Origin of the sequence: Mycoplasma sp. CSL10166 (assembly GCF_017116885.1) — a bacterium.
In the GTDB taxonomy this organism is placed as follows: domain Bacteria; phylum Bacillota_I; class Bacilli_A; order Mycoplasmatales; family Metamycoplasmataceae; genus Mycoplasmopsis.
The window spans coordinates 229,197-249,841 of sequence record NZ_JAFIRF010000001.1 but is presented as its reverse complement, the minus strand read 5'-3'; the positions used below and the strand labels follow the sequence as shown (position 1 = coordinate 249,841).

Sequence of the window (20,645 nt, the reverse complement as noted above, 5' to 3'; positions counted from 1 at the left end):
CTTTATATTATAAGTGTTTAACATCCATAATTTTAATTGTAAATTTCTTAACACCTTCAACTTCAACCTCATCACCAATTTCATGGTTCAACATAGCAACCGCCAATGGGCTAAATGTTGAAATTTTATTTTGAAACGGATCTGCGTCGTGTGAACCTGTAATCATAACAGTTTTTGTTTCATTTTTTTCTAAAATCAAAAATGTAACTTGTGAATTTATACCAATTCTATTATCTTGTTTATCTGAGTTAGACTCTATAATTTTAGAATTATCTAAAATATTTTCTAATTCTGAAATACGAGCTTCAACAATACCTTGTCTTTCTCTTGCCGCATCATACTCAGCATTTTCTGACAAGTCACCTTGTGCACGAGCTTCTTTTAAAGCTTCTTGCACAGATTTACGTTCAACATTAATTAATTGTTCATACTCTTTTTTATACTCATTATACTTTTCAATTGATAAGTAAATTATTTTTTTATCATCATTCATCTGGAAACTCCTCTAATTATTAATATTATTATACAATAAAGTTTATTTAACAATAAAAAGATATTTATTAGTTATGTATGAAACTTCATATTTTATATTTTTAGTTTTTAATTCATTAATTAAATTATTAATTTCAGAATTCTTTATTTTTTTTAAATTAAAAACTAACATTCCATCTTTATTTAATTTATTAAAATAATCTTTATATAAATCGAAAATATTTTTATTTTCCTTAAAAACTACTATTAAATCTAATAATTCATTATTATAAAGAAAAAGTGGTTTTGTAACATCTTCGGGATTATTATCTCTAATTTTTGTAAATTTATCAAAATCAAAATTGTTAATTAAATAATAGTTTTTGGCTGTAGTTTTTTCGCTTATTGCTATGTTAGGAAAAATATCATTTTCAGAAATAACCAACACATCTTGATATTTATTCAGATAAACAGTATTAATAATACCTTCAATATCTAAATCATCTGTTTTGGATTTTAATTTATCTTTTAATTCAAAAGGTAAAGTTCCAATATCGTTTCTTAAACTTTCAATTTTAATTAATGTTTCTTGTCTAGATTTATTGATAAAATTATTTCTGATTTTTTTTGCTCAAATATTAATACCTACATAAACCACTATTCCTATTATAAATACAACAACTGCAGAGATAGCTAAACCAATATTAGTAGGTGTTCAAGTCATTAATTATTTACCTCACTTATGCTTGTAATAATCTAAATAATCGTTTAAGATAATTTGGGCCGCTAAACTATCTTTATATTTTTTACTTTTTGTAGTATTTAAGCCACCTTGTTTTAAAATTTCTTTAGCTCTTTTTGTAGAATATTGTTCATTAACGAGCATGACTGGAATTTCAAAATTTTTCTCAAGTAAAATTTTAAATTTTTCAACCATTAAAGTTCTGTCGCTTTTATCTCCGCTTATTTTAAGAGGATAACCTAACACAAAACCATCTATTTTATAAATGGATAGATAATACTTTATTCTTTCAATTACTAAATTAAAATTATTTTCTTCAAACATAAAATTTTCAATTGATGAAGAAATTATTTCACTCTCATCGGTAATTGCGAAACCACAGGATTTTGTCCCTAAATCTAACCCTAATTTTCTCATTTTAAACTTTCAATTACAAAGCCTTTAACTTTATCTTTTGTTTCTATTTTCCCCATTGTTAAAATAGAATTTCCACCACCTTTTCCGTTAAATTTATCAAAAATTTGAGTTGCAATATATTTTGAATCATATTTTTTTGATGAAACTACTAACATAGGATTAGAATCATCAGAAATTGCAATAACTAAAGAATTAATATTTTTTTCTCTTAAAGTTGTTCCGATATTCTTAATTGTTTTTTTATCGATATCTTCTAAATAAATCAACTCTTTATTATCTATGATTTCTTTTTCTATATTATCAAAATCAAAACTAAAATCATTTTCTTGTTTCTTCATTATAGAAACATAATCGTTACGTATTAAATTGCTTATATTTTTTAAATATTTAATAGCATCTTCATTATCATCAGGTATTTCTAGGTTGAATTGATAATTAGAATCCAACTTTGCATTACGTTCTATTAAGTTATCAACTTCAACAATAAGTTGATTTTTTTGGTCCTCTAAAAACTCATCAACTAATAAATTTGAAGAAATTGCTCTAATTCTATAAACTCCTGCCGCCTTTTTCTCAACATTAGTTATTTTAAAGTTTTCAAGCTTCTCTGTGTTAGATAAGTGTGTCCCACCACATAAATCGGCAGTTATGTTTTCAAATTCAACAATTCTTACAAAATTAGGATCCATATATTCATTTTCTTCTAATGTCATGATTGCACCCATTTGTTTAGCTTGCTCTGTAGACATCATTAAATATTCACGATTAGCCTTTTGAGCAATAAAACTACGCACTAACTCTTCAACTCTTTCTATTTGTTCTTCGGTAGGTTTAGTTTCAGAAGGTAAGTCAAAAGTTAATCTTTCTTCATTGTTATCACTACCTAACTGTTTAACTTCATTTCCTAAAACCTCTCTTAAAGCACGGAATAATAAGTGTGTACCTGAATGGTTTCTTTCTAATCCTAGTCTAATTACAGGATCTACATAACAGTGTACTGGTATTTTTTTATCTATTGTACCTTCTACTTTATGAATGTGATTCCCGAATTTATCTTTAAATACATCTAAAATTAAAATTTTATTATTACCTTGTTGTATGTAACCTCTATCATGTTTTTGACCACCACTTGTTGCGTAAAAAGGAGTTTCATCCAATACGACATAGCTTATTTGGTCTGAATAATCTATTTCGTTTTCAGTATTTAACAAATACAAAATATTGCTTTCTGATTCAAGATTAGTATAACCAATAAATTTATCTACTTTTGATTTAATTATTGTTAATGAGTTAATAACTTTATCCATACCAGACACTTTAGAGTGTTTGCTTGCTTCTGAATGTTTTAATTTGGCTTCTTCAAACGATTCTGTTTCAATAGAAATATTTTTTTGTTCAAGAATTTCTGTTGTTAACTCAATTGGAAATCCGTATGTTTCAAAAAGTTTAAAAGCAACATCACCAGGAAACACTTTAACATTCTCATCTATGTATTTATCTAATAATTTTTTACCATTATCAATTGTTTTTAAGAAAGTTATTTCTTCTTGTTTAATAATTTCTTCAATTCTTTTTGTCTCATACTCAAAAGGTAAAGTTTCTTTAACAACTTTAACTAATTTATATAAAAATAAATCATTTATACCAAGCGAAATTGCTTTGTAAGAACTACGTCTAATTAATCTTCTTAAGATATAACCACGACCAGTATTTGAAGGTTTAGCACCATCAGCAAGAGCGTTAACAACAGTTCTCATGTGATCTGCAATTATTTTAAAATTAGTATTAATTTCTGTTTGAATAGGATCTTTATCAAAATAATTTTCAATAACATATTTTTGAGTTGTATACTCTTCTATTTTATGAATTATCGGTAAAAATAAATCAGTATCAAAATTGGTTGGTGCATCTTGTAATATTGATACTATACGTTCTAAACCAGCACCAGTATCAATATTTTTTTGTTTTAATTCGGTATAATTACCATTTCCGTCAGAATTAAAAGTTGAAAAAACTATATTTCAAATTTCAATGTATCTATCGTTTTCTAAATCTTCTTTAAGTAATTCAATTCCTCTTGAATCATATTTTTCACCACGATCATAAAAAATCTCTGTATTAGGGCCACAAGGTCCAGAACCAACTTCTCAAAAATTAGTATCTTTATCCCCGGGTATCATATGTGATTCATCAAAACCTTGTTCAATTCATATTTTTTTAGTTTCTAAATCTTCAAAATAGTAGGTAAAGTATAATTTGTCCTTTTCTAACTTCAATTCATTAATTAAAAATTCAGCCGCAAATTCAATTGCCTCTTTTTTAAAATAATCACCAATAGAAAAGTTCCCTAACATTTCAAAAAAAGTATGGTGTCTTGCTGTAATACCAACATTTTCGATATCATTTGTACGAATTGATTTCTGTGAGTTAGCAATTCTCTTTGAAGGTGGTATTTTTTTTCCAGAAAAATAATCTTTTAAAGTAGCTACACCACTATTAACTCATAAAAGTGATGGATCATTTTGAGGAACCAAACTTTTTGAAGGTTGTATAAAATGACCTTTTGACTCAAAAAAACTAAGTCATTTTTCTCTAATTAATTTTGAATTCATATTAACCTCTTAACTTTTAAATATATTCGATTTTTTTATCATCGATATAAATTTCATCTATTGTTGCACCACCAATGCATTTTTCTCCATCGTATAAAACAACTTGTTGTCCAGGTGTAACAGCAAGCGATTTTTGTGGATAATAAACTTTTATTCTTGTTTCATCTAAAATTTCTAACCTCACAGGAACATCTACTTGTCTATATCTAAATTTTGCTGTTAAATTATCTAAATTATAATCATCATGGTTAAATGTGTAACCAGAAGCTATTAATGCATCGGACTCTAAAAATTCAGGTCTAGAGTTAGGTGCTACAAATATTATATTTTTACGAACATCTCTACCACAAACATAATATGGTTCGCTCATACCGCCTAAATTTAATCCCTTACGTTGTCCAATTGTGTAATAAAAAGAACCTACATGTTTTCCAACAACTTTTTGAGTAGTTATATCAATTATATCTCCACTTTGAGCAGGAATGTAATTTTGCAAAAATTGAGTAAAATTACGTTCACCAATAAAACAAATACCAGTAGAATCTTTTTTGGATGCAGTTGCTAAATTTTGCTCCTTAGCAATTTCTCTTATTTCAGTTTTTTCTAAATTCCACAATGGCATTTTAACTTTCTTAAGTTGCTCGTGTGTTAATTGTGATAAAAAATAAGTTTGATCTTTGTTTTGATCTTTAGCTCTATACAAACGACCATCCAATACATGCGCATAGTGTCCCATGGCAATATAATCTGCTTTTAAAACACTAAATGCATACTTAGCAAATGCGTTAAATTTTATGAATTTATTACACAAAATATCTGGGTTTGGAGTTCTTCCTTTTTTATATTCATCGATAAAGTTTTGAAAAACATTATTTCAATACTCTGCAACAAAATCTACTCTATGTAATTTAATGCCTAACTTATCTGCAACTAGCTGAGCATCATGATAATCCATTTCTTGTGTACAAATTTCATTATTTATTTCTTTATTACCTAAAATATCATTATTAACTATTGAATCTCAATTACGCATGAATAAACCTTCAACATCGTAACCTTCTTTTTTTAATAAATACGCAGCAACTGATGAATCAACACCACCACTCATACCAATTACAACTTTAATATTTTTTTTATTCATTTAGCCTCGTTTCAAAGATTTTATAAAAAATCTAAATTTATTATAAAATAATAATATTATTTAAATTATAATAAAAAACTTACTTTTTTAATATCAAAAAATTAATTATAAAAATATTTTTTTAAATATTTTATTCAATAGAATTAAAAAGTAATTAAAAATGTATAATAGTTAATCATTAGAAAGGATATTTATGTTTGAAAAATTAAAGAAAATATTTAGCAAATTTGAAGAAAAAAACGAATCTAAATTAACAGAATTATACCCTGTAGCAAACGGGAAATATGTTAAATTAACTGATGTTAAAGATCCCGCCTTTAGTTCATTAGCAATGGGTAATGGTTTTGCAGTAGAATTAGAAGAAAAAGAAGGTTTAATTGATATTCTTTCACCAATTGATGGTTCAATTAAATTAGTTTTCCCTTCAAAGCACGCCATAGGTATAGTAAACGACAAAGGGATAAATGTATTAATTCATATAGGTATTGAAACTGTTGGTTTAGATGGTAAAGGTTTTGAAACCTTGGTAAATGTTGGCGATTCTGTTTCTAAAGGTCAACCTCTTGTTAGCGTTAATCTTGATGTATTAAATGAAAATAATTTAGATACAACAACAATGGTTGTAGTTCTACCAGAATCAAACACAAATACATTGAATATTTTAAATAATTACAAAACAGGTGATAAATTAGAAATGTTACAACCTGTAGTTAATGTTGAATAATTAAAAAAGAGCCACCGCTCTTTTTTAATTATCAGTTTTTTCTTCAATTTCAAATTTAAATGACTTTTGTTCATTATTAACCAAAAGAATAACTGTAAAAATAAATTTATTTCCTTCTTTTGATAAATCTATCTTTTTATTGCTTTTAAATGTTACACTTGAATCTGTGTCGGATTTTAAAAGTAAAATTCTATTATCTTTTCCGTTTCCTCCTCCTTTTACACCATAAAAGGAGTTGCTACCAACTTTATAAAGTTGCATTTTATTTACAGATTTTTTATCAGATGATTTTTCTTTATACTTTAAATAAAACTTTTCTTTATCTAACTCAAAATATTTAGTTCTTTCTTCTTCTGTTCCTTCTATTATTGTACTTTCTTCTTTAGAATCTTTCGAAATTTCTGTTGTTGTAGTTTCGGATGAACTTTCTGTACCGGCGCTTTCGTTTGAGACACTACCATCGCCTGTTTCTGTTGTTGTGGTTGCAGGAGTACTTTCTGTACCAGCACTTTCGTTTGCGCTACCCTCGTTTGGTTTAGTTGTTGTAGTTTCAGGTGAACTTTCTGTACCAGCACTTTCGTTTGAGACACTACCATCGCCTGTTTCTGTTGTTGTGGTTGCAGGAGTATTTTCTGCGCCTGAACTTCCGTTTTCACTACCCTCGTTTGGTTCTGTTGTTGTAGTTTCTGAAGATGAATTTCCTGTACCGGCACTTTCGTTTGAACTACCCTCATTTGCTTCGTTTGAAATTATATTTTTTGTTTCTTCAATTTCGTTACCAAATGATATTTCAAATGTTTGAATCTTATCGACATTTTTGTATTTTAATTTTATGTTAATCAATCATTTTTTATTTTGGTCATCCTTTTTAATCACTGATTCAGGGTCTTTTTTGATTAACTCAAAATCATTAACATTAAGACCATCTTTAATTACAAAAATTATATTATTTTCGCTGTCGCTCATACCTTTTAAACCATAAAAAGGTGCACCATTATTTTTGTTTTCATCTTTATGTAAATTATAGCCTTGAATTAAAATTCCGGTCTCTTCAACGTTTTTAGGTTTCTTTTCTTTGTAATAATTAACAACCATTTCTCTAAATTTCGTTTCATCTTTTAATGATAAAAATTCAGTTATCATAGATTCTTCATTGGTTACGCCATTTGAAGAATTATTTGTTTCATTAGTTTTTTCACTGTTTGTTTCGCTTGCATTTGTTTCATTAGTTTTTTCGATGTTTGTTTCGCTTGCATTTGTTTCATTAGTTTTTTCGATGTTTGTTTCGCTTGCATTTGTTTTATCAACCTTTTTGTCATTTTGCTGACTAGAACAAGAAATACTTAAAGGTGTTGCCGCCGTTAAAATTGTCGAAACTAGTAATATATTTTTAAATTTTATTTTCATTTTGATTACTTTTCCCTTCTTACTTTTTCATAGAAATTATATAAAAATGATGTTTTAGCAATATTTTTATGCATCTTTAACCACTAATATGTTTTTTTGATAATGAAAAATATTTAAATCTTTTATTTAATTTAATAAAAAACATTTAAATATTCAATTTTATTTTATGAAAATAAACTTTTCGAAAATAAAATTGAAAACCACTTAAAATTAATATAAAATTATTTATTTTATAAATTTAAAAAATGTTATATAATAATCTTGCTAATTATTTAAACGGCACCATAGCCAAATGGCCAAGGCATGAGTCTGCAAAACTTTGATTACGGGTTCGAATCCCGTTGGTGCCTCCAAAATTTAATTATATTAGTATTAAAAAAAGCGCCCGTAGCTCAATTGGACAGAGTGTTAGGTTACGGCCCTAAAGGTTGCGGGTTCGACTCCTGCCGGGCGCGCCATTTGATTTATTTCACCAAATTAAAAATCTCTATGATTACTAAATTTCATAGAGATTTTTTTTGATTTTATAATTAATTTTGTTTTGCTGGTTTTGTTTGTAAAAATAATTCATTTAATTGTTCTTCATCAACACCTGAAGGTGCTTCGGTGAACAAATCTTCATTTCTTGAATTTTTAGGAAACGCAATAACATCTCTAATTGTTTTATGTTTTGTAATTAACATAATAATACGATCGATTCCTAAACCAATTCCACAATGTGGTGGAACTCCATATTCTAATGCTTTTAAGAAGAATCCGAACTTAGCTTGTTGTTGTTCTTTTGTTAGATTAATTAAGTCAAACATCTTTTCTTGAACTTCCTTTTGATGTATTCTAGCGGACCCGGAACCTAATTCGAATCCGTTCATTACTAAGTCATAACTTTTTGCCTTAATAAGTGATTTATCCATTTTATCTATTTCTTCTAAAGAGTGATCGAACTGTGTAAATGGGTGATGTGCAGCAGCTCATGAATCGTTTTCTTCACTATATTCAAACATAGGGAATTTAACTACTCATTTAAAATTAAATTCATCTTCATTAGCTCAATTAAATCAAGAATTTAATTCTACACGTAATGCCCCTAATGCTTGTGAAGCATTTTCATATTTGTTAGCAACGATAAAATATGAACCATCTTTATTGTTTTGTGAATTAATTAATTTATCTACATGTTCTTGAGATTTAGAAGCAAAATTAGTTAATAATATTCGATTGTTTTCTACAACAAAATAAAATAGAGCATTTGCCTTATTTTTCTTTGCTATTTCTTCTAATTTTTTATGATCTTTTTTATTGATTAATTCATCAATTTTTAACATTCTAACAGATTCAGCGCTTGAAATAATGTTAAAATCAGAGCCTTCAAAAAATTCTTTAACGTCTACAATCTTATTATCAAATCTAAAGTCAGGTTTATCTGAACCATAATCTCTAATACATTGATCATATTCGACGCGATCAAAAGGTATTTTTAAATCAATATTTAAAACTTTCTTAAATGCATATTGAAACATTTTTTCAATATGTCCTTGAAATGTTTCTACATCTAAAAAACTTGTTTCAATGTCTAATTGTGTAAATTCAGGTTGTCTATCTTTACGTGAATCTTCATCTCTAAAACAACGTGCTATTTGGAAGTATTTTTCAAATCCGGATATCATTAATAATTGTTTAAATAACTGAGGACTTTGCGGTAAAGCATAAAAAGAACTATAATTACGTGTTGGAACTAAAAAATCACGTGCACCTTCAGGAGTTGCTTTAGATAAAATCGGAGTTTCTATTTCAGTAAAATCTATGTTTTGTAAGTATTCTCTAATGGCAAAAATAAATTTATTTCTAACTGCAATTGTTTTTTGCATTATAGGTCTTCTTAAATCTAAAAAGCGATATTTAAGTCTCAATTCTTCTTTTGTGTCAATATCATCTCTGATTTGAAAAGGTAATTGTTCTTTAGATAAAGATAAAACTTCATATTCTAAAACGTTAATTTCAATATCTCCTGTTTCTAAGTTAGGATTTTTATCCTTTCTTTCAACTACAATACCTTTAACTTTTAAAACACTTTCTTTATTAAATTTTATATCACCTTTAAATACTAATTGTGTGATGCCGTGTTTATCTCTTAGATCAACAAAACTCAACTCACCAAATTTACGTTTATTAGCAACTCAACCATATAAAACGACTTCTTTGTCTACATCAGTCAATCTTAACTCATTATTTTTAATTGTCTTATTCATCTTTAAGTAGGTTCTCCTCAATATAATTCTCAATATTGTTAACATCTAAATCAGAAATATCACATTCTTCGATAAATCTTAGTAAATCAGCTATTCCTTGGTTATTAAATGAAAATATTATTTTATCATTAGTTTGTAAGTTTTTTGCAGTTAATAAATTTTCTTCGTTTTTAATATCATCATAAATCAAAATACTTGCATTACGTTTCTTTGCTTTCTCGAAAACTTTTTTTGGTTTTAATGTCGAATACTCAAAATGAACATTATTCAACACCTGCACTAAATGTTTATATGTTAAATCAAATAATTGATTTTTACTTTGTCCACCTAATGAACTAGAAACAAAAACATCAACATAATTTATCTCTTCGTTAAAATTAGTTCTTTCAATATATTTATTTCTAATGACATCAATAACTCGATCAACTCCCATACCAAAACCTATGCTCGATAAGTCTTTTGGACCACCCAATTCATGAATTAAATTAGAGTATCTTCCACCTCCGATTAGAGTAGATTGTGAACCGGACATTTCGCTAGTAGATACTAATTCAAAAACTGTTTCGTCATAATAATCTAAACCACGAACAAGTTGTGGAGAAACTTCATATTCTATACCGAATCTATCTAAAGTATCTTTTAATTTTTTAAAATATTCTTTTGAATCTTCGGTTAAATAATTATAAATTTTAGGAGCTTTTATTACAACATCTTTCTTCGAATCGTTCTTATCATCTAAAATTCTAAGTACTTTGCCAGTTGAAACTCTTTTTTGCGAAACTTCACTTAATTCATTTAGATGTTTTTTAAAATATTCTACTAATGCAAGTTCATATTTTTTTCGTGACTCTTTATCTCCGATTGTGTTTATCAAAATTTTATGTTCAACTTCTAGATATTCTAAAATTTCATGTGCAACAATTATAGCTTCAGCGTCTTTTAAATAACATTTTTCGCCAACATGTTCGATTCCCGCTTGATAAAACTGACGATATCTACCTTTTTGTGGCTGCTCATATCTAAACATAGGCTGAATATATGCGAATTTTTGAATAGTATCTTGTTGTCATTTGTTTTCAATATAGGCACGAACAAAAGGTGCGGTTCCTTCTGGACGTAATGAAATTTCGCGCTCAGATTTGTCCTTAAATTCATATATTTCTTTATTTACAATTTCTGATTCTTGCATCGAACGAACAAAAAGATTTTTATATTCAATAATAGGTGTTTCAACAAAGTTAAAACCATGTTTTATAACTATATCCTCAAATATTAAAGTTATCATATGTTTAATGTCAAACTCTAAAAAATTATAATCTTTTGTTCCTTTTATTTTATTAATCATTTTTCTCCTTTAATAAACTGAATTTATGATGTATTTAATTTATATATATTTTATATTATTTTGATTTAAAAATTATTAAATTAAAATTTAAAATAAAAAGGATCTATTTATAATAGATCATTAGTTTTGAAAATACTTTTTACCTAAAATGGAGTTAATTGTATTTTTTGTTGGATTTTTTATCAAAAATGTTCCTGCAACACACGCATCCGCACCTTTTTTAAAGGCTTTAGGACCTGTTGAATCATTAATTCCGCCATCAACTTGAATTAAGAAATCATAAAAATTAGTAAGTCTAATATTTTTCAATTGTGAAATCTTAACTAATGATGAATCAATAAATTTTTGACCTCCTTTACCCGGTTCTACAGACATAACCAAAACTAAAGCAAGTCTATCTAAAAATTTTTCAATTAAATCAACGGGTGTGTCGGGTTTTATAGCTAACCCAATTTTTAATTCGTGTTTATTTGTAGTTAAGAAATTATCAAATTTATCCAAATCATCTTCAATTGCCTCGTAATGAAATGTTAAAATATCAACATCATTTTTCAACTTTTCTACATAATCATATGGATTAACTACCATTAAATGAGCATCTTTTATATGACCTTTACCATTTTTATTAATATTTTTAATTTCTTCAACAGTTATTGCGGTATTTTCGACAAATTTTCCATCCATTACATCATAATGAACTCATCGTATTCCTTCTTCAATCAATTTATTTGCCATTTGCAATCTTTCTTCAGGATTTACATTTAACAAACTAGGTGTAACATATTTTTTCATTTTTTCTCCTTTATTTGACTTCGTTTTGTAATTTTAAATAATTATTATATCTTTCTTCAGTGATTTTTATGTTATCTATATTTTGTTTTATTGCGCAATCTTTAAAATTTTCATAAACATGTAAACAGCTACGATATTTACATGTTTTTGAAAGTTCTCTAAAAACTTTATAACTTTGTGCTAATTCAATTGGAGATAAGTTTAAATTTAGCGATGAAAAACCTGGAGTGTCAATCAAAAAGCCTTCTTGTAATGGAATTGCGCGAACCTCTCGAGTAGTATGTTTTCCTCTACCAAGAGATTTTGAAATAATATTTGTTTCAAAATTAAATCCACCAAGATTGTTTATTGTTGTAGTTTTCCCAACTCCACTTTGCCCCATAAAAACCGAATATTTCCCTTTAAATAAATTGTGAAATTGTTCAATATTTAAGTTGTTATTATCAACTAAAATAACTTTATAGCCCATATTTTTGTAAATTTCTTTGTACTTATTCGATTCATTATTATTTAAATCAATTTTAGTAATGCATAGAATTGGTTCAATATTTTTATTTTCAATAATAGACATATATTTATCAATTAAAAATGTGCTAAAACTAGGTTCTACTATAGACATAAAAATAAAAATTCTATCAATATTCGCAACTTTAGGTCTTACTAACTCGTTTTTTCTCTCTAGAATATCTACAATTTGGTTTTCTTTAACAATAACCCTATCACCAACCAAAGGATTTTTTCCTTGATACCTTAATCTTCCTGCTGCTGGTAATTTGATTATTTTATTATCTTTAAATAACTCATAAATGCCAGCAACAACTCCATGTACTATAAATTTTTGCATATTATATTAAATTTCAAACTTTCAACAAAATTACTACAACTAATATAGAAACAATAATAAGCAACAAAGAAACACCAAGAAAAATTGGAGAATTGATGAATCCTTCTATAGTTTTTTTAGGCTTAATCGTCTTAATAGAAATTAATTTCTCGATTTTTCTCTCTTCATTTAAAGAAGTTTTAACATCTTTTCTAAATTCTCAAACATCATTATATCTATCCTTAGGATCTTTAGCAGTCGCCTTTATTATTATATTTCTAACAGAATTTGGTAAATCAACAAACTTAGTAGGTTCAGGAAATTCTTTATCTCTATGCATTAATATAGTTTCGACATCTGTCTTTCCTGAAAAAGGATAATTTCCAGTCAACATTTCAAAATATAAAATACCTAAACTATAGATATCAACCGCTTTTGTTTTTTTCAATTTAGGATTTAAAAATTCAGGGGCAGCATAATAAGGAGAACAAACAACCGAATTTTCCCTAGTTAGTTTTTTAGTATCTCTAGATACAGATATTCCTAAATCTAAAATTTTTACGTCATGATCTTTAGAAATCATAATATTTTGTGACTTTAAATCACGATGTATTATGTTTCTAGAATGTAATTCACCTAAAGTTTCGGCAATTTGTCTAATATAATTATTAGCTAAATGTATAGATATTCTTTTGGTTTTTTTGAGTAGTGAATATAATGTTTCTCCATCTATATATTCCATAACATAATAACTTTCAAAATCATCCTCATAATCTTCAATTATTTTAGGAATGTGCTTATGATTTATTTTTTTTAAGAGTTGCACTTCGTTTCTAAATCTTTCCCTTGAAATTGAATTACCTATATTATTTAAGAATTTGAGAGCATAGGATATATTTTTTTCGCTATTTTTTACTCTAACTTGAAAAACTGATCCCATACCACCGCTACCAATAGATCTTATTATTTTATATTTTTCATTGATTTTAGAATCTGGTCTTATACCAGTTCTTTTAATTGTTTCATCATTACTACTATTCATTTTTAACCCCGAAATCTAAAAGTATTAAACTCATATTATCATCTGATTCGTTAATTTTAGCTTTTTCAAGCAACGTATTCGCTATTTGACTCAATTGTTTATCCTTTTTTAAAATAGACTCAATATCTCCTTTATCAACATAATCGTGCAAACCATCTGAGGTCAACAATACTTTAGTGAGTATATCAACTTTATCGGTATTAAACTCAAAAAATTGAATCGTTGTAGGCATGTTTATACCTATGCTGCTTGTTAAATATTTTCAAGTGTAATTAACATCTAAATCAATTTCTTTTTTTGTGCCTTTAAGTAATAAATTTCCATAATTTTGGTCTTCAGTTATTTGAGTTAAGTTTCCAAAGATGTCTAAAAAATATGCTCTCGAGTCACCTATGTTAAAAATGAAGATTTTATTTTCTTTTTTGACATATAAAACACCAACAAAAGTTGTTCCCATGTTGGATTTCGAAATATCCAAATTAGCGATATTTTTAAATTCTATTTTAACTTTATTTATTGCTTCGATAAAAAAGTTTTTAGTTTCAACTGAATTAATATATTTAAAATAATTTATAAAGTTAGTTTTAATTGTTGTTATAGTAACAGCTGAAGCTATTTCACCAAAATCGTGCCCACCCATACCATCACACAATATAGCAAAAGTGAAGTATTCGTTTCCGAATACTTCAACTTTATCTTCGTTATTTTCTCGAACATTTCCTTTTTCGCTAATTGAAAAATATTCTTTAATCAAGTTCTAACTCCTTATGTAATATTTCCCTAATTTCATTAGCTGCTCTCTCGGGAATGTCATTAATTATTTTATACTTATAAAGTTCATCTGCTTCAGAAACTTCGATTTCAGCTTTTAACAATCTATCCTTTAAGGTTTTTGAGTTTTCTGATCCACGAATCAAAATTCTTCTTCTAAGATCTTCCATAGAAGGTGGAGCAACAAAAATTGTAATTAATTTATATTTATTATTAAAGGAATGGTGTGAAAGTTTATTTATTATTTGTCTTACACCGGTTGTCTCTATTTCTAACATTGGTATTTTATTTTTATTATGTATTTTATCTAATTCAGAATACAGAGTACCATAGTAATTATTTAAATGATAAGAAAATTCAATAAATTTACGATTTTTAATTTTATCTCTAAAAGTATCCACGTCAAGAAAATAATAGTGAACTCCATTTAATTCACCATTTCTAGGTTTTCTAGTTGTAGCAGAGCAAGAAAGAGATAAATTCAACTCATCAAATTCAAATAACAATCTTTCTATTGTACCTTTACCAACTCCACTAGGCCCTGAAAAGATAATAATAGGGCATAATTTACTCGTATTTTTCTTATTCATATTTCTATAATTATAACATTTTTACGAAATAAAAAACCTTAAAATTTTAATTGATATTTTTACCAAAAAAATATATTATTTTAAAGGTTTTTTAATCTAAAAAATAAAAAAAATTCAACAAAAGTTGAATTTAAATAATAGAATTATTTATTTGAATTTTTTAATACAAATTCATCTAAACGAGAACGTTTTCTAGCACCTTTGTTTTTGTGGAAAACACCTTTAGAAACTGCTTTAGCAATAACTTGGTGTGCCTTATTAACAAATTCACTAGCTTTAGCATCATTAGCTAAAACTGCTTCTCTAGCTTTACGTATAGCTGTTTTAACACGTGATTTCATAGCGGCATTTTTAACTCTTGCTGCTTCCATCTTAGCTATACTCTTAATTTTAGATTTAATATTTGCCATATTGAACCTCCCTTTTTCATTGTTTTTCATTGAAAAATCTAATATATTATAATAAATTTTTTAAAGAATTAAATAAATTATAAATTTTATTATGCTATACTTAATTGTGCAATAGCTGATAGCTGCCATTATGAATGGTAGAGGAAAGTCCGTGCTAGCACTAACTGAGATGTTAGTAGTGATCACGTTAAGCCAAATAAGCTTAAGCATAGACGACAAGTGCCACAGAGACGAGAATTGTGAAACGCGGTAAACTCCGTGAGCTAGAAACCCAAATTTGGTAGGGGAATCGCAAATAGAAAATGAACAATTTTGCGAAATATATCTTATGATATGTTAGATAAATTATCAGCACTTTAATATTTTAAAGTACAGAACACGGCTTATTTTGCAAAAACACCTATTGAATGGTGTTTTTTTATTTTTTAGTTGTTTTTTTTCTTCATTATAATACAATTATGAATATAAAAAAATGTAAAGGAACTAATGGAGAATTTTAAGAATTTTTTTTCAATAAAAAATATAAAAAAAATATCAATTTTATTTGGTTTTATTAGCGCAGCAATAACTATAACAACAGTAGCTCTCTTAAAAGTTAATAAAAAATATAAACCCGCTTTTTATAATTATAAATCTTATATGAATGACTCGCTAATAGATAAATTTAACGAAAAATTTGAATATAAAACATTTAATGAAATTAGCGAATTTACCGCAGCTTTGAATAATTTTAAGGTTTCCGCAGGTATTGGTAGTGATTTTCAAGCTATATCATTAATAAAGAAAAATTTAATTCAACCTATAAACTTTAGCAAACTATTAAAAATTGATATTAAAAATGATGATGAGTTAAAAAAAATATTGAAAAAAATATATACACCTGATGTTTTTAAACATTTAGAATCATATGATGATCAACTTTTAGAAGATGCATACGGCAATAAATTTGAACAACCTAAACATTTATGAAAATATTTTGTACCTTATTATGCTCAAGACGGAATAATAGCTTATAATCCTATAAAAAACCAAAATAATGTAATTAATAAAAATCGATTCTTCAAAAATGATGTTTATGATAATTCAATAACAAATATTCTAGATGTGATATCTAAAAATAATTATAAAGACTTAGTTATAACAGATGCTGTAAGAGTAAATATGTTATATGGTTCTTCAGAACAAAACCATAATAATAAAACAAATGAAACTAATTACAAAGAGTCAATAAACGATTTTATTTATACTATCGAAAACTCTACTAAAACTAATATTTCAACCGGAAATCATATATCATTTAATTCTGACGGTCAAGGGATAATTGCATCATTATTAGATAAAAATCGTATTGATGTAAGTGCTGCAATAATGTATAACGGAGATGCATTAGACGCATATTTTTCCGAAGGAAATGGTTTCACCATATTTGACAACAAAGAAAATAAAGAAATTGAAATTCCTAACGGAACAATAGAGACAATTAAATTTAAAAATAATATTTTATTAGTTGACGGATTAGTGGTAGCCAAAGGGATAAACTCTTCTTTAGAAGATGATCTATATTCAACTTTAAATACTACCATTTACAATGATATGGCAGCCATTTATAATAACAAGACTATCGAACAATATCAATTAAAAATGTACGATGAATATCTAAATAATTTATACAGAGATAAAATAGTTACCGCTTATAATCATAAGAATTTAAGAGGGGTTTCTAAATTTGAAGAGTTCAAATCTGAATTACGAGATATTTACTTAAGTGGCTTGAAGCAAGAATTTAACAATGATATTTTAAAATCGTTTAACGCTTATATTTCTAAAAAAATAAATAATGATCAAATTTTAAAAGAATCACTATTTAATACTATAAAAGCAAATGATGAACAAGAAAAACTTGATTTAATTTCTTTTAAATTATCGCATATTGATTTTCTTGACGAAAAATACTATCAGTATTTGGAAAATAAATATCCAAATTACATAAATTTTGATTTCATCAACTATACCCCTTCAAATATTGCGGAATATGAGTTAATAAAAAGAAATTACTTTGTAAATCAAGACAATACTTTTGACTTTAAAGCTTTAGAAATATATCAAATTAGCGATCAAAATAATACAATCAACCATAATTCTGTTAATGGAGTAGATGATAAATTAGATTCTCTCTTAACAACTTATTATTACTCAAAAATTAAACATTAATAAAAAACCAAAATACTAAAATATTGTATTTCGGTTTTTTTATTACTTACCAAATTTAAAGTGACAAATGTCACCATCTTGCATGACATATTGTTTTCCTTCTTGACGCATTTTCCCGGCATTTTTAGCTCCTTGCTCGCCACCGTATTTAATATAATCATCAAATGAAATAACTTCTGCTTTGATAAATTTTTTTTCAAAATCAGTATGTATTACACCAGCACATTTCGGAGCTTCTCAACCTTTGTGATAAACTCACGCTCTAGCTTCAATTTTACCAGCAGTAAAATAAGTTTCTAAATTTAATAAATCAAAAGCTTCTTTTGTCAATAAGTCCAATCCACTTCTTTTGATTCCGTACATCTCTAAAAGCTCAGCTTTTTCATTTTCATCTTCAATTTCAACAAGATCTGATTCAATTTGAACAGAAATAGGGATAATCTTTTCATCATCTTTTAATGACGATTTTAATTGTAAAAATAATTCATCGTTTTCATAATCCATAAATTGATCGTTGCCTAAGTTAGCTACATATATTATAGGTTTAAAAGTTAATAAATGATATCCTTTAATAAATTTTGTTTCTTTTTCATCTAGTTCCACTTCTCTTGCTGGAATATTAGATAACAATGCATCTTTTACTTTTAGAGCTGCATTTTGCTCGATAATAGCATCTTTATCACCTGATTTTGCTTTTTTGGCAACTCTATCTAAGACTTTTGTTATAGTTTCGTAATCTGCTAAGATTAATTCATAATTAATAATTTCTTTATCTCTAACCGGATCTACAGAGTTAGCAACATGCATAATTCTTTTATCATCAAAACATCTTATTACATGTATTATTGCATCAACTTCTCTAATGTTAGCTAAAAATTTATTACCCAAACCATCACCTTTTGAAGCTCCTTTGACTAAACCTGCAATATCAACAAAATCAAAAGTTGCTCAAACAATTTTATCTGGATTAATTAAATTTGCTATTTGTTGAAGTCTTGGATCGATTAATGGAACAGAAGAAACGTTTGGTTCTATCGTGGTAAACGCATAATTAGAAGACTCTACTTTCTTTTTTGTAATAGCACTAAATAATGTGCTTTTACCAACGTTGGGTAAACCAACTATACCTGCTTTTAACGACATATTTCTCCTTTAAATTAAAAATTTATTTAATTATATCAAAAATAATAATTACTAGGTTATTTTTTAAAATGGAGTGGTTATTTTTTTAAGATCAAAAAACTATTTTTTACTTAAACAATTATTAAATTAGTATAATTAAAATATGAATAAGAATTTATTTAAAAGTTGATATAGTCTTTACCATAATGAATCAATATTTTATAGTACTTACGAAGAGTTTATTAGTAAATTTCAAGAAACAGAGCAAAGCAATCTTGATATTTTAAAGCAACCCAAAAGTACAATTTATGGTATTGAATTTGATTCAAATTGAATACTAGGTTTAAATAATTTTAATCTTTTCACTGTCCTCTCAATAACAGAAATCTTTTGTAGTAATTTAAGAAAAAATAATAGAAAAATTTTAATGGGTAAAAACAAAAATATTGACAATAAAATTTTCAATAGTATGATTAGCATCGCTAACAAAAATGGTTCTGACATATTCACTTATAATACAGAAGAAATTAATGAATTTATCATTTTAAATACGCTAAGAGGTATGGATATTAAACATTCAATTTTACTTGATTATAATCCAACAAATAATAAGTACTATATTAAAATCTACAATTCAAACGAAATGATTTCAATTGATGATCAAAACATAATAATCGAAGCATTAAATGGTTTTAATAAATTTATTATTCCTAATAATAATTATGATACAACGGTGCTAAATATAGAAAAATTATTTAAAGTCATTGATAAAAAAATAATTGAACCACAAATAAAAAAATTTAAAAAAATATATAAAAAACCTCAATTTCATATTCAAACACTTATAAGTAATAAACAAGATAATTATATAGTTACAAAAATGCTTTCTAATTCAGGTTTTAAAGTTTCTAAATTACAAAGTAGTTTATCTAAAAATATTATTAATGATATTAATTTTTATAATCTATATAAATTATTTAACACTACAACATACAAAGCAGACTTAATAATAAAGTTAGATCAAAATAGCAATTTAAGCATGATAGTTCGCGTTAAAAATAGTTATATTAAATTATCTGAAGATGAATTAATATACTTATATATTAGTTATAGCTTCTTAAAATGAAAGAAAAGTGGCGAAACTATATATAAAAATATTTTTTTACCTCACGATGTTTCTTCTAATATTTTGAATTTAATGAACATGTATTCAATATCATATAGATTTGAAAATGAACTTAAATCTAACGATGTTTTGCTAGCATATAACAAAAATAAGTTTTCTAATTCAAATAACTATAATCTAAATTTAGAAAATTTTGACTTTATTCTTAACTATTGCTTAATGTTATACGATTATAAAATAAATAACAATTTATTTGCGTATAAATATAAAAAAATGATTGATGATAATTCGAACATTTTGATAAAAAATTACTCTTATAAAATGACGTTAGAAAAATCTATTTTAATTAGTGATAAAATTATTGATCAATCCAAAATATCAAAAAAATATAAATTGGATAACTTGACAAAAATCAATGTTGAAGTTCCTGATTTTTATTATTTATTAAAAGGAGAAATAAAAAGTAAAAATAGAACAAATAATTTTTCCCTAACATATGATAAATCAAAACAAAAAATGAATTTCAAAATAGAGGTCGAAAGTAAAAATAAAAAAACATCATGAATAAGCGATTTACTTTATAGTAAAAAACTACAAATCCAATTAAATAAATTGATAAAAAAATGACATAGATAAATATTAAGAGGTTCCAT

The 20,645-nt window shown here is 26.1% G+C and carries 18 protein-coding genes, 2 tRNA genes and 1 other RNA gene; 6 read left to right on the top strand and 15 right to left on the bottom strand.

Features of this window, described 5'->3' with window-relative positions; translation table 4 throughout:
- Nucleotides 1-7: 7 nt before the first annotated feature.
- The 5 genes from greA to mnmA are packed head-to-tail and all read right to left on the bottom strand — an operon-like array spanning nucleotide 8 to nucleotide 5,383.
- Nucleotides 8-493 (bottom strand): transcription elongation factor GreA, encoded by a 486-nt coding sequence (gene greA, locus JXZ93_RS01055; protein ID WP_205852326.1) that lies wholly within the window; start codon nucleotides 491-493, stop codon nucleotides 8-10.
- A gap of 42 nt (nucleotides 494-535) precedes the next feature.
- The gene (locus JXZ93_RS01050; protein WP_205852325.1) at nucleotides 536-1,195 is read right to left on the bottom strand and encodes a BC85_0335 family putative methyltransferase; all 660 of its coding nucleotides are present in this window, start codon (nucleotides 1,193-1,195) and stop codon (nucleotides 536-538) included.
- Nucleotides 1,196-1,198: 3 nt separating this feature from the next.
- Nucleotides 1,199-1,630 carry a Holliday junction resolvase RuvX gene (gene ruvX / locus JXZ93_RS01045; protein ID WP_205852324.1) on the bottom strand — a complete coding sequence of 144 codons (432 nt, stop codon included), beginning with the start codon at nucleotides 1,628-1,630 and terminating at the stop codon, nucleotides 1,199-1,201.
- Nucleotides 1,618-4,242, bottom strand: a complete 2,625-nt coding sequence (gene alaS / locus JXZ93_RS01040) for an alanine--tRNA ligase (protein WP_205852472.1) — start codon at nucleotides 4,240-4,242, stop codon at nucleotides 1,618-1,620. Before alaS ends, ruvX begins: the two co-directional genes overlap by 13 nt.
- 16 nt (nucleotides 4,243-4,258) lie before the next feature.
- Entirely contained in the window at nucleotides 4,259-5,383 is a 1,125-nt protein-coding gene (mnmA, locus tag JXZ93_RS01035) for a tRNA 2-thiouridine(34) synthase MnmA (RefSeq protein ID WP_205852471.1), read from the bottom strand.
- A 193-nt stretch (nucleotides 5,384-5,576) separates the two neighbouring features.
- Here mnmA and JXZ93_RS01030 point away from each other — a divergent pair, with 193 nt between their 5' ends.
- The gene (locus tag JXZ93_RS01030) at nucleotides 5,577-6,107 is read left to right on the top strand and encodes a PTS glucose transporter subunit IIA (RefSeq protein ID WP_205852321.1); all 531 of its coding nucleotides are present in this window, start codon (nucleotides 5,577-5,579) and stop codon (nucleotides 6,105-6,107) included.
- Between the two features lie 24 nt (nucleotides 6,108-6,131).
- On the opposite strand, the gene JXZ93_RS01025 is transcribed toward JXZ93_RS01030, so the two are convergent.
- Nucleotides 6,132-7,514, bottom strand: coding sequence for a hypothetical protein (locus JXZ93_RS01025; protein ID WP_205852470.1), 1,383 nt, complete (start codon nucleotides 7,512-7,514; stop codon nucleotides 6,132-6,134).
- Between the two features lie 278 nt (nucleotides 7,515-7,792).
- On the opposite strand from JXZ93_RS01025, the gene JXZ93_RS01020 reads away from it, so the two are divergent.
- Nucleotides 7,793-7,867: transfer RNA gene (locus JXZ93_RS01020), tRNA-Cys, on the top strand.
- Between the two features lie 28 nt (nucleotides 7,868-7,895).
- Nucleotides 7,896-7,972 (top strand) — tRNA-Arg (locus JXZ93_RS01015).
- Between the two features lie 72 nt (nucleotides 7,973-8,044).
- Here the strand turns inward: JXZ93_RS01015 and aspS are convergent.
- The 8 genes from aspS to rpsT all read right to left on the bottom strand — a co-directional run bounded on the left by aspS (nucleotide 8,045) and on the right by rpsT (nucleotide 15,533).
- The gene (gene aspS / locus JXZ93_RS01010; protein WP_205852469.1) at nucleotides 8,045-9,760 is read right to left on the bottom strand and encodes an aspartate--tRNA ligase; all 1,716 of its coding nucleotides are present in this window, start codon (nucleotides 9,758-9,760) and stop codon (nucleotides 8,045-8,047) included.
- Nucleotides 9,753-11,105 carry a histidine--tRNA ligase gene (gene hisS / locus JXZ93_RS01005; protein ID WP_205852468.1) on the bottom strand — a complete coding sequence of 451 codons (1,353 nt, stop codon included), beginning with the start codon at nucleotides 11,103-11,105 and terminating at the stop codon, nucleotides 9,753-9,755. The genes aspS and hisS overlap by 8 nt, the downstream gene beginning before the upstream one ends.
- A gap of 120 nt (nucleotides 11,106-11,225) precedes the next feature.
- A complete protein-coding gene (locus tag JXZ93_RS01000; protein WP_205852316.1) occupies nucleotides 11,226-11,897 on the bottom strand; it encodes a ribulose-phosphate 3-epimerase in 672 nt (223 codons plus the stop codon).
- Nucleotides 11,898-11,907: 10 nt separating this feature from the next.
- Nucleotides 11,908-12,741 carry a ribosome small subunit-dependent GTPase A gene (rsgA, locus tag JXZ93_RS00995; RefSeq protein ID WP_205852467.1) on the bottom strand — a complete coding sequence of 278 codons (834 nt, stop codon included), beginning with the start codon at nucleotides 12,739-12,741 and terminating at the stop codon, nucleotides 11,908-11,910.
- Between the two features lies 1 nt (nucleotide 12,742).
- Nucleotides 12,743-13,762 (bottom strand): serine/threonine-protein kinase, encoded by a 1,020-nt coding sequence (locus tag JXZ93_RS00990; RefSeq protein WP_205852314.1) that lies wholly within the window; start codon nucleotides 13,760-13,762, stop codon nucleotides 12,743-12,745.
- Entirely contained in the window at nucleotides 13,755-14,516 is a 762-nt protein-coding gene (locus tag JXZ93_RS00985) for a PP2C family serine/threonine-protein phosphatase (protein WP_205852313.1), read from the bottom strand. The genes JXZ93_RS00990 and JXZ93_RS00985 overlap by 8 nt, the downstream gene beginning before the upstream one ends.
- Nucleotides 14,509-15,123: a guanylate kinase gene (gene gmk, locus JXZ93_RS00980; RefSeq protein WP_205852466.1), complete on the bottom strand. Its 615-nt coding sequence runs from the start codon at nucleotides 15,121-15,123 to the stop codon at nucleotides 14,509-14,511. The genes JXZ93_RS00985 and gmk overlap by 8 nt, the downstream gene beginning before the upstream one ends.
- A 143-nt stretch (nucleotides 15,124-15,266) precedes the next feature.
- Nucleotides 15,267-15,533, bottom strand: coding sequence for a 30S ribosomal protein S20 (rpsT, locus tag JXZ93_RS00975; protein WP_205852311.1), 267 nt, complete (start codon nucleotides 15,531-15,533; stop codon nucleotides 15,267-15,269).
- A 106-nt stretch (nucleotides 15,534-15,639) separates the two neighbouring features.
- Between rpsT and rnpB the strand changes: the two genes are divergently transcribed.
- Nucleotides 15,640-15,924, top strand: an RNA gene (gene rnpB, locus JXZ93_RS00970) — RNase P RNA component class B.
- Nucleotides 15,925-16,172: 248 nt separating this feature from the next.
- The gene (locus tag JXZ93_RS00965; protein WP_241007087.1) at nucleotides 16,173-17,744 is read left to right on the top strand and encodes a hypothetical protein; all 1,572 of its coding nucleotides are present in this window, start codon (nucleotides 16,173-16,175) and stop codon (nucleotides 17,742-17,744) included.
- A 42-nt stretch (nucleotides 17,745-17,786) separates the two neighbouring features.
- Here JXZ93_RS00965 and ychF read toward each other — a convergent pair whose 3' ends face one another.
- Nucleotides 17,787-18,887, bottom strand: a complete 1,101-nt coding sequence (gene ychF / locus JXZ93_RS00960; RefSeq protein ID WP_205852309.1) for a redox-regulated ATPase YchF — start codon at nucleotides 18,885-18,887, stop codon at nucleotides 17,787-17,789.
- 142 nt (nucleotides 18,888-19,029) lie between these two features.
- Here ychF and JXZ93_RS00955 point away from each other — a divergent pair, with 142 nt between their 5' ends.
- Nucleotides 19,030-20,628, top strand: coding sequence for an MAG5620 family putative phospho-sugar mutase (locus tag JXZ93_RS00955; protein ID WP_205852464.1), 1,599 nt, complete (start codon nucleotides 19,030-19,032; stop codon nucleotides 20,626-20,628).
- Nucleotides 20,629-20,645: the final 17 nt, after the last annotated feature.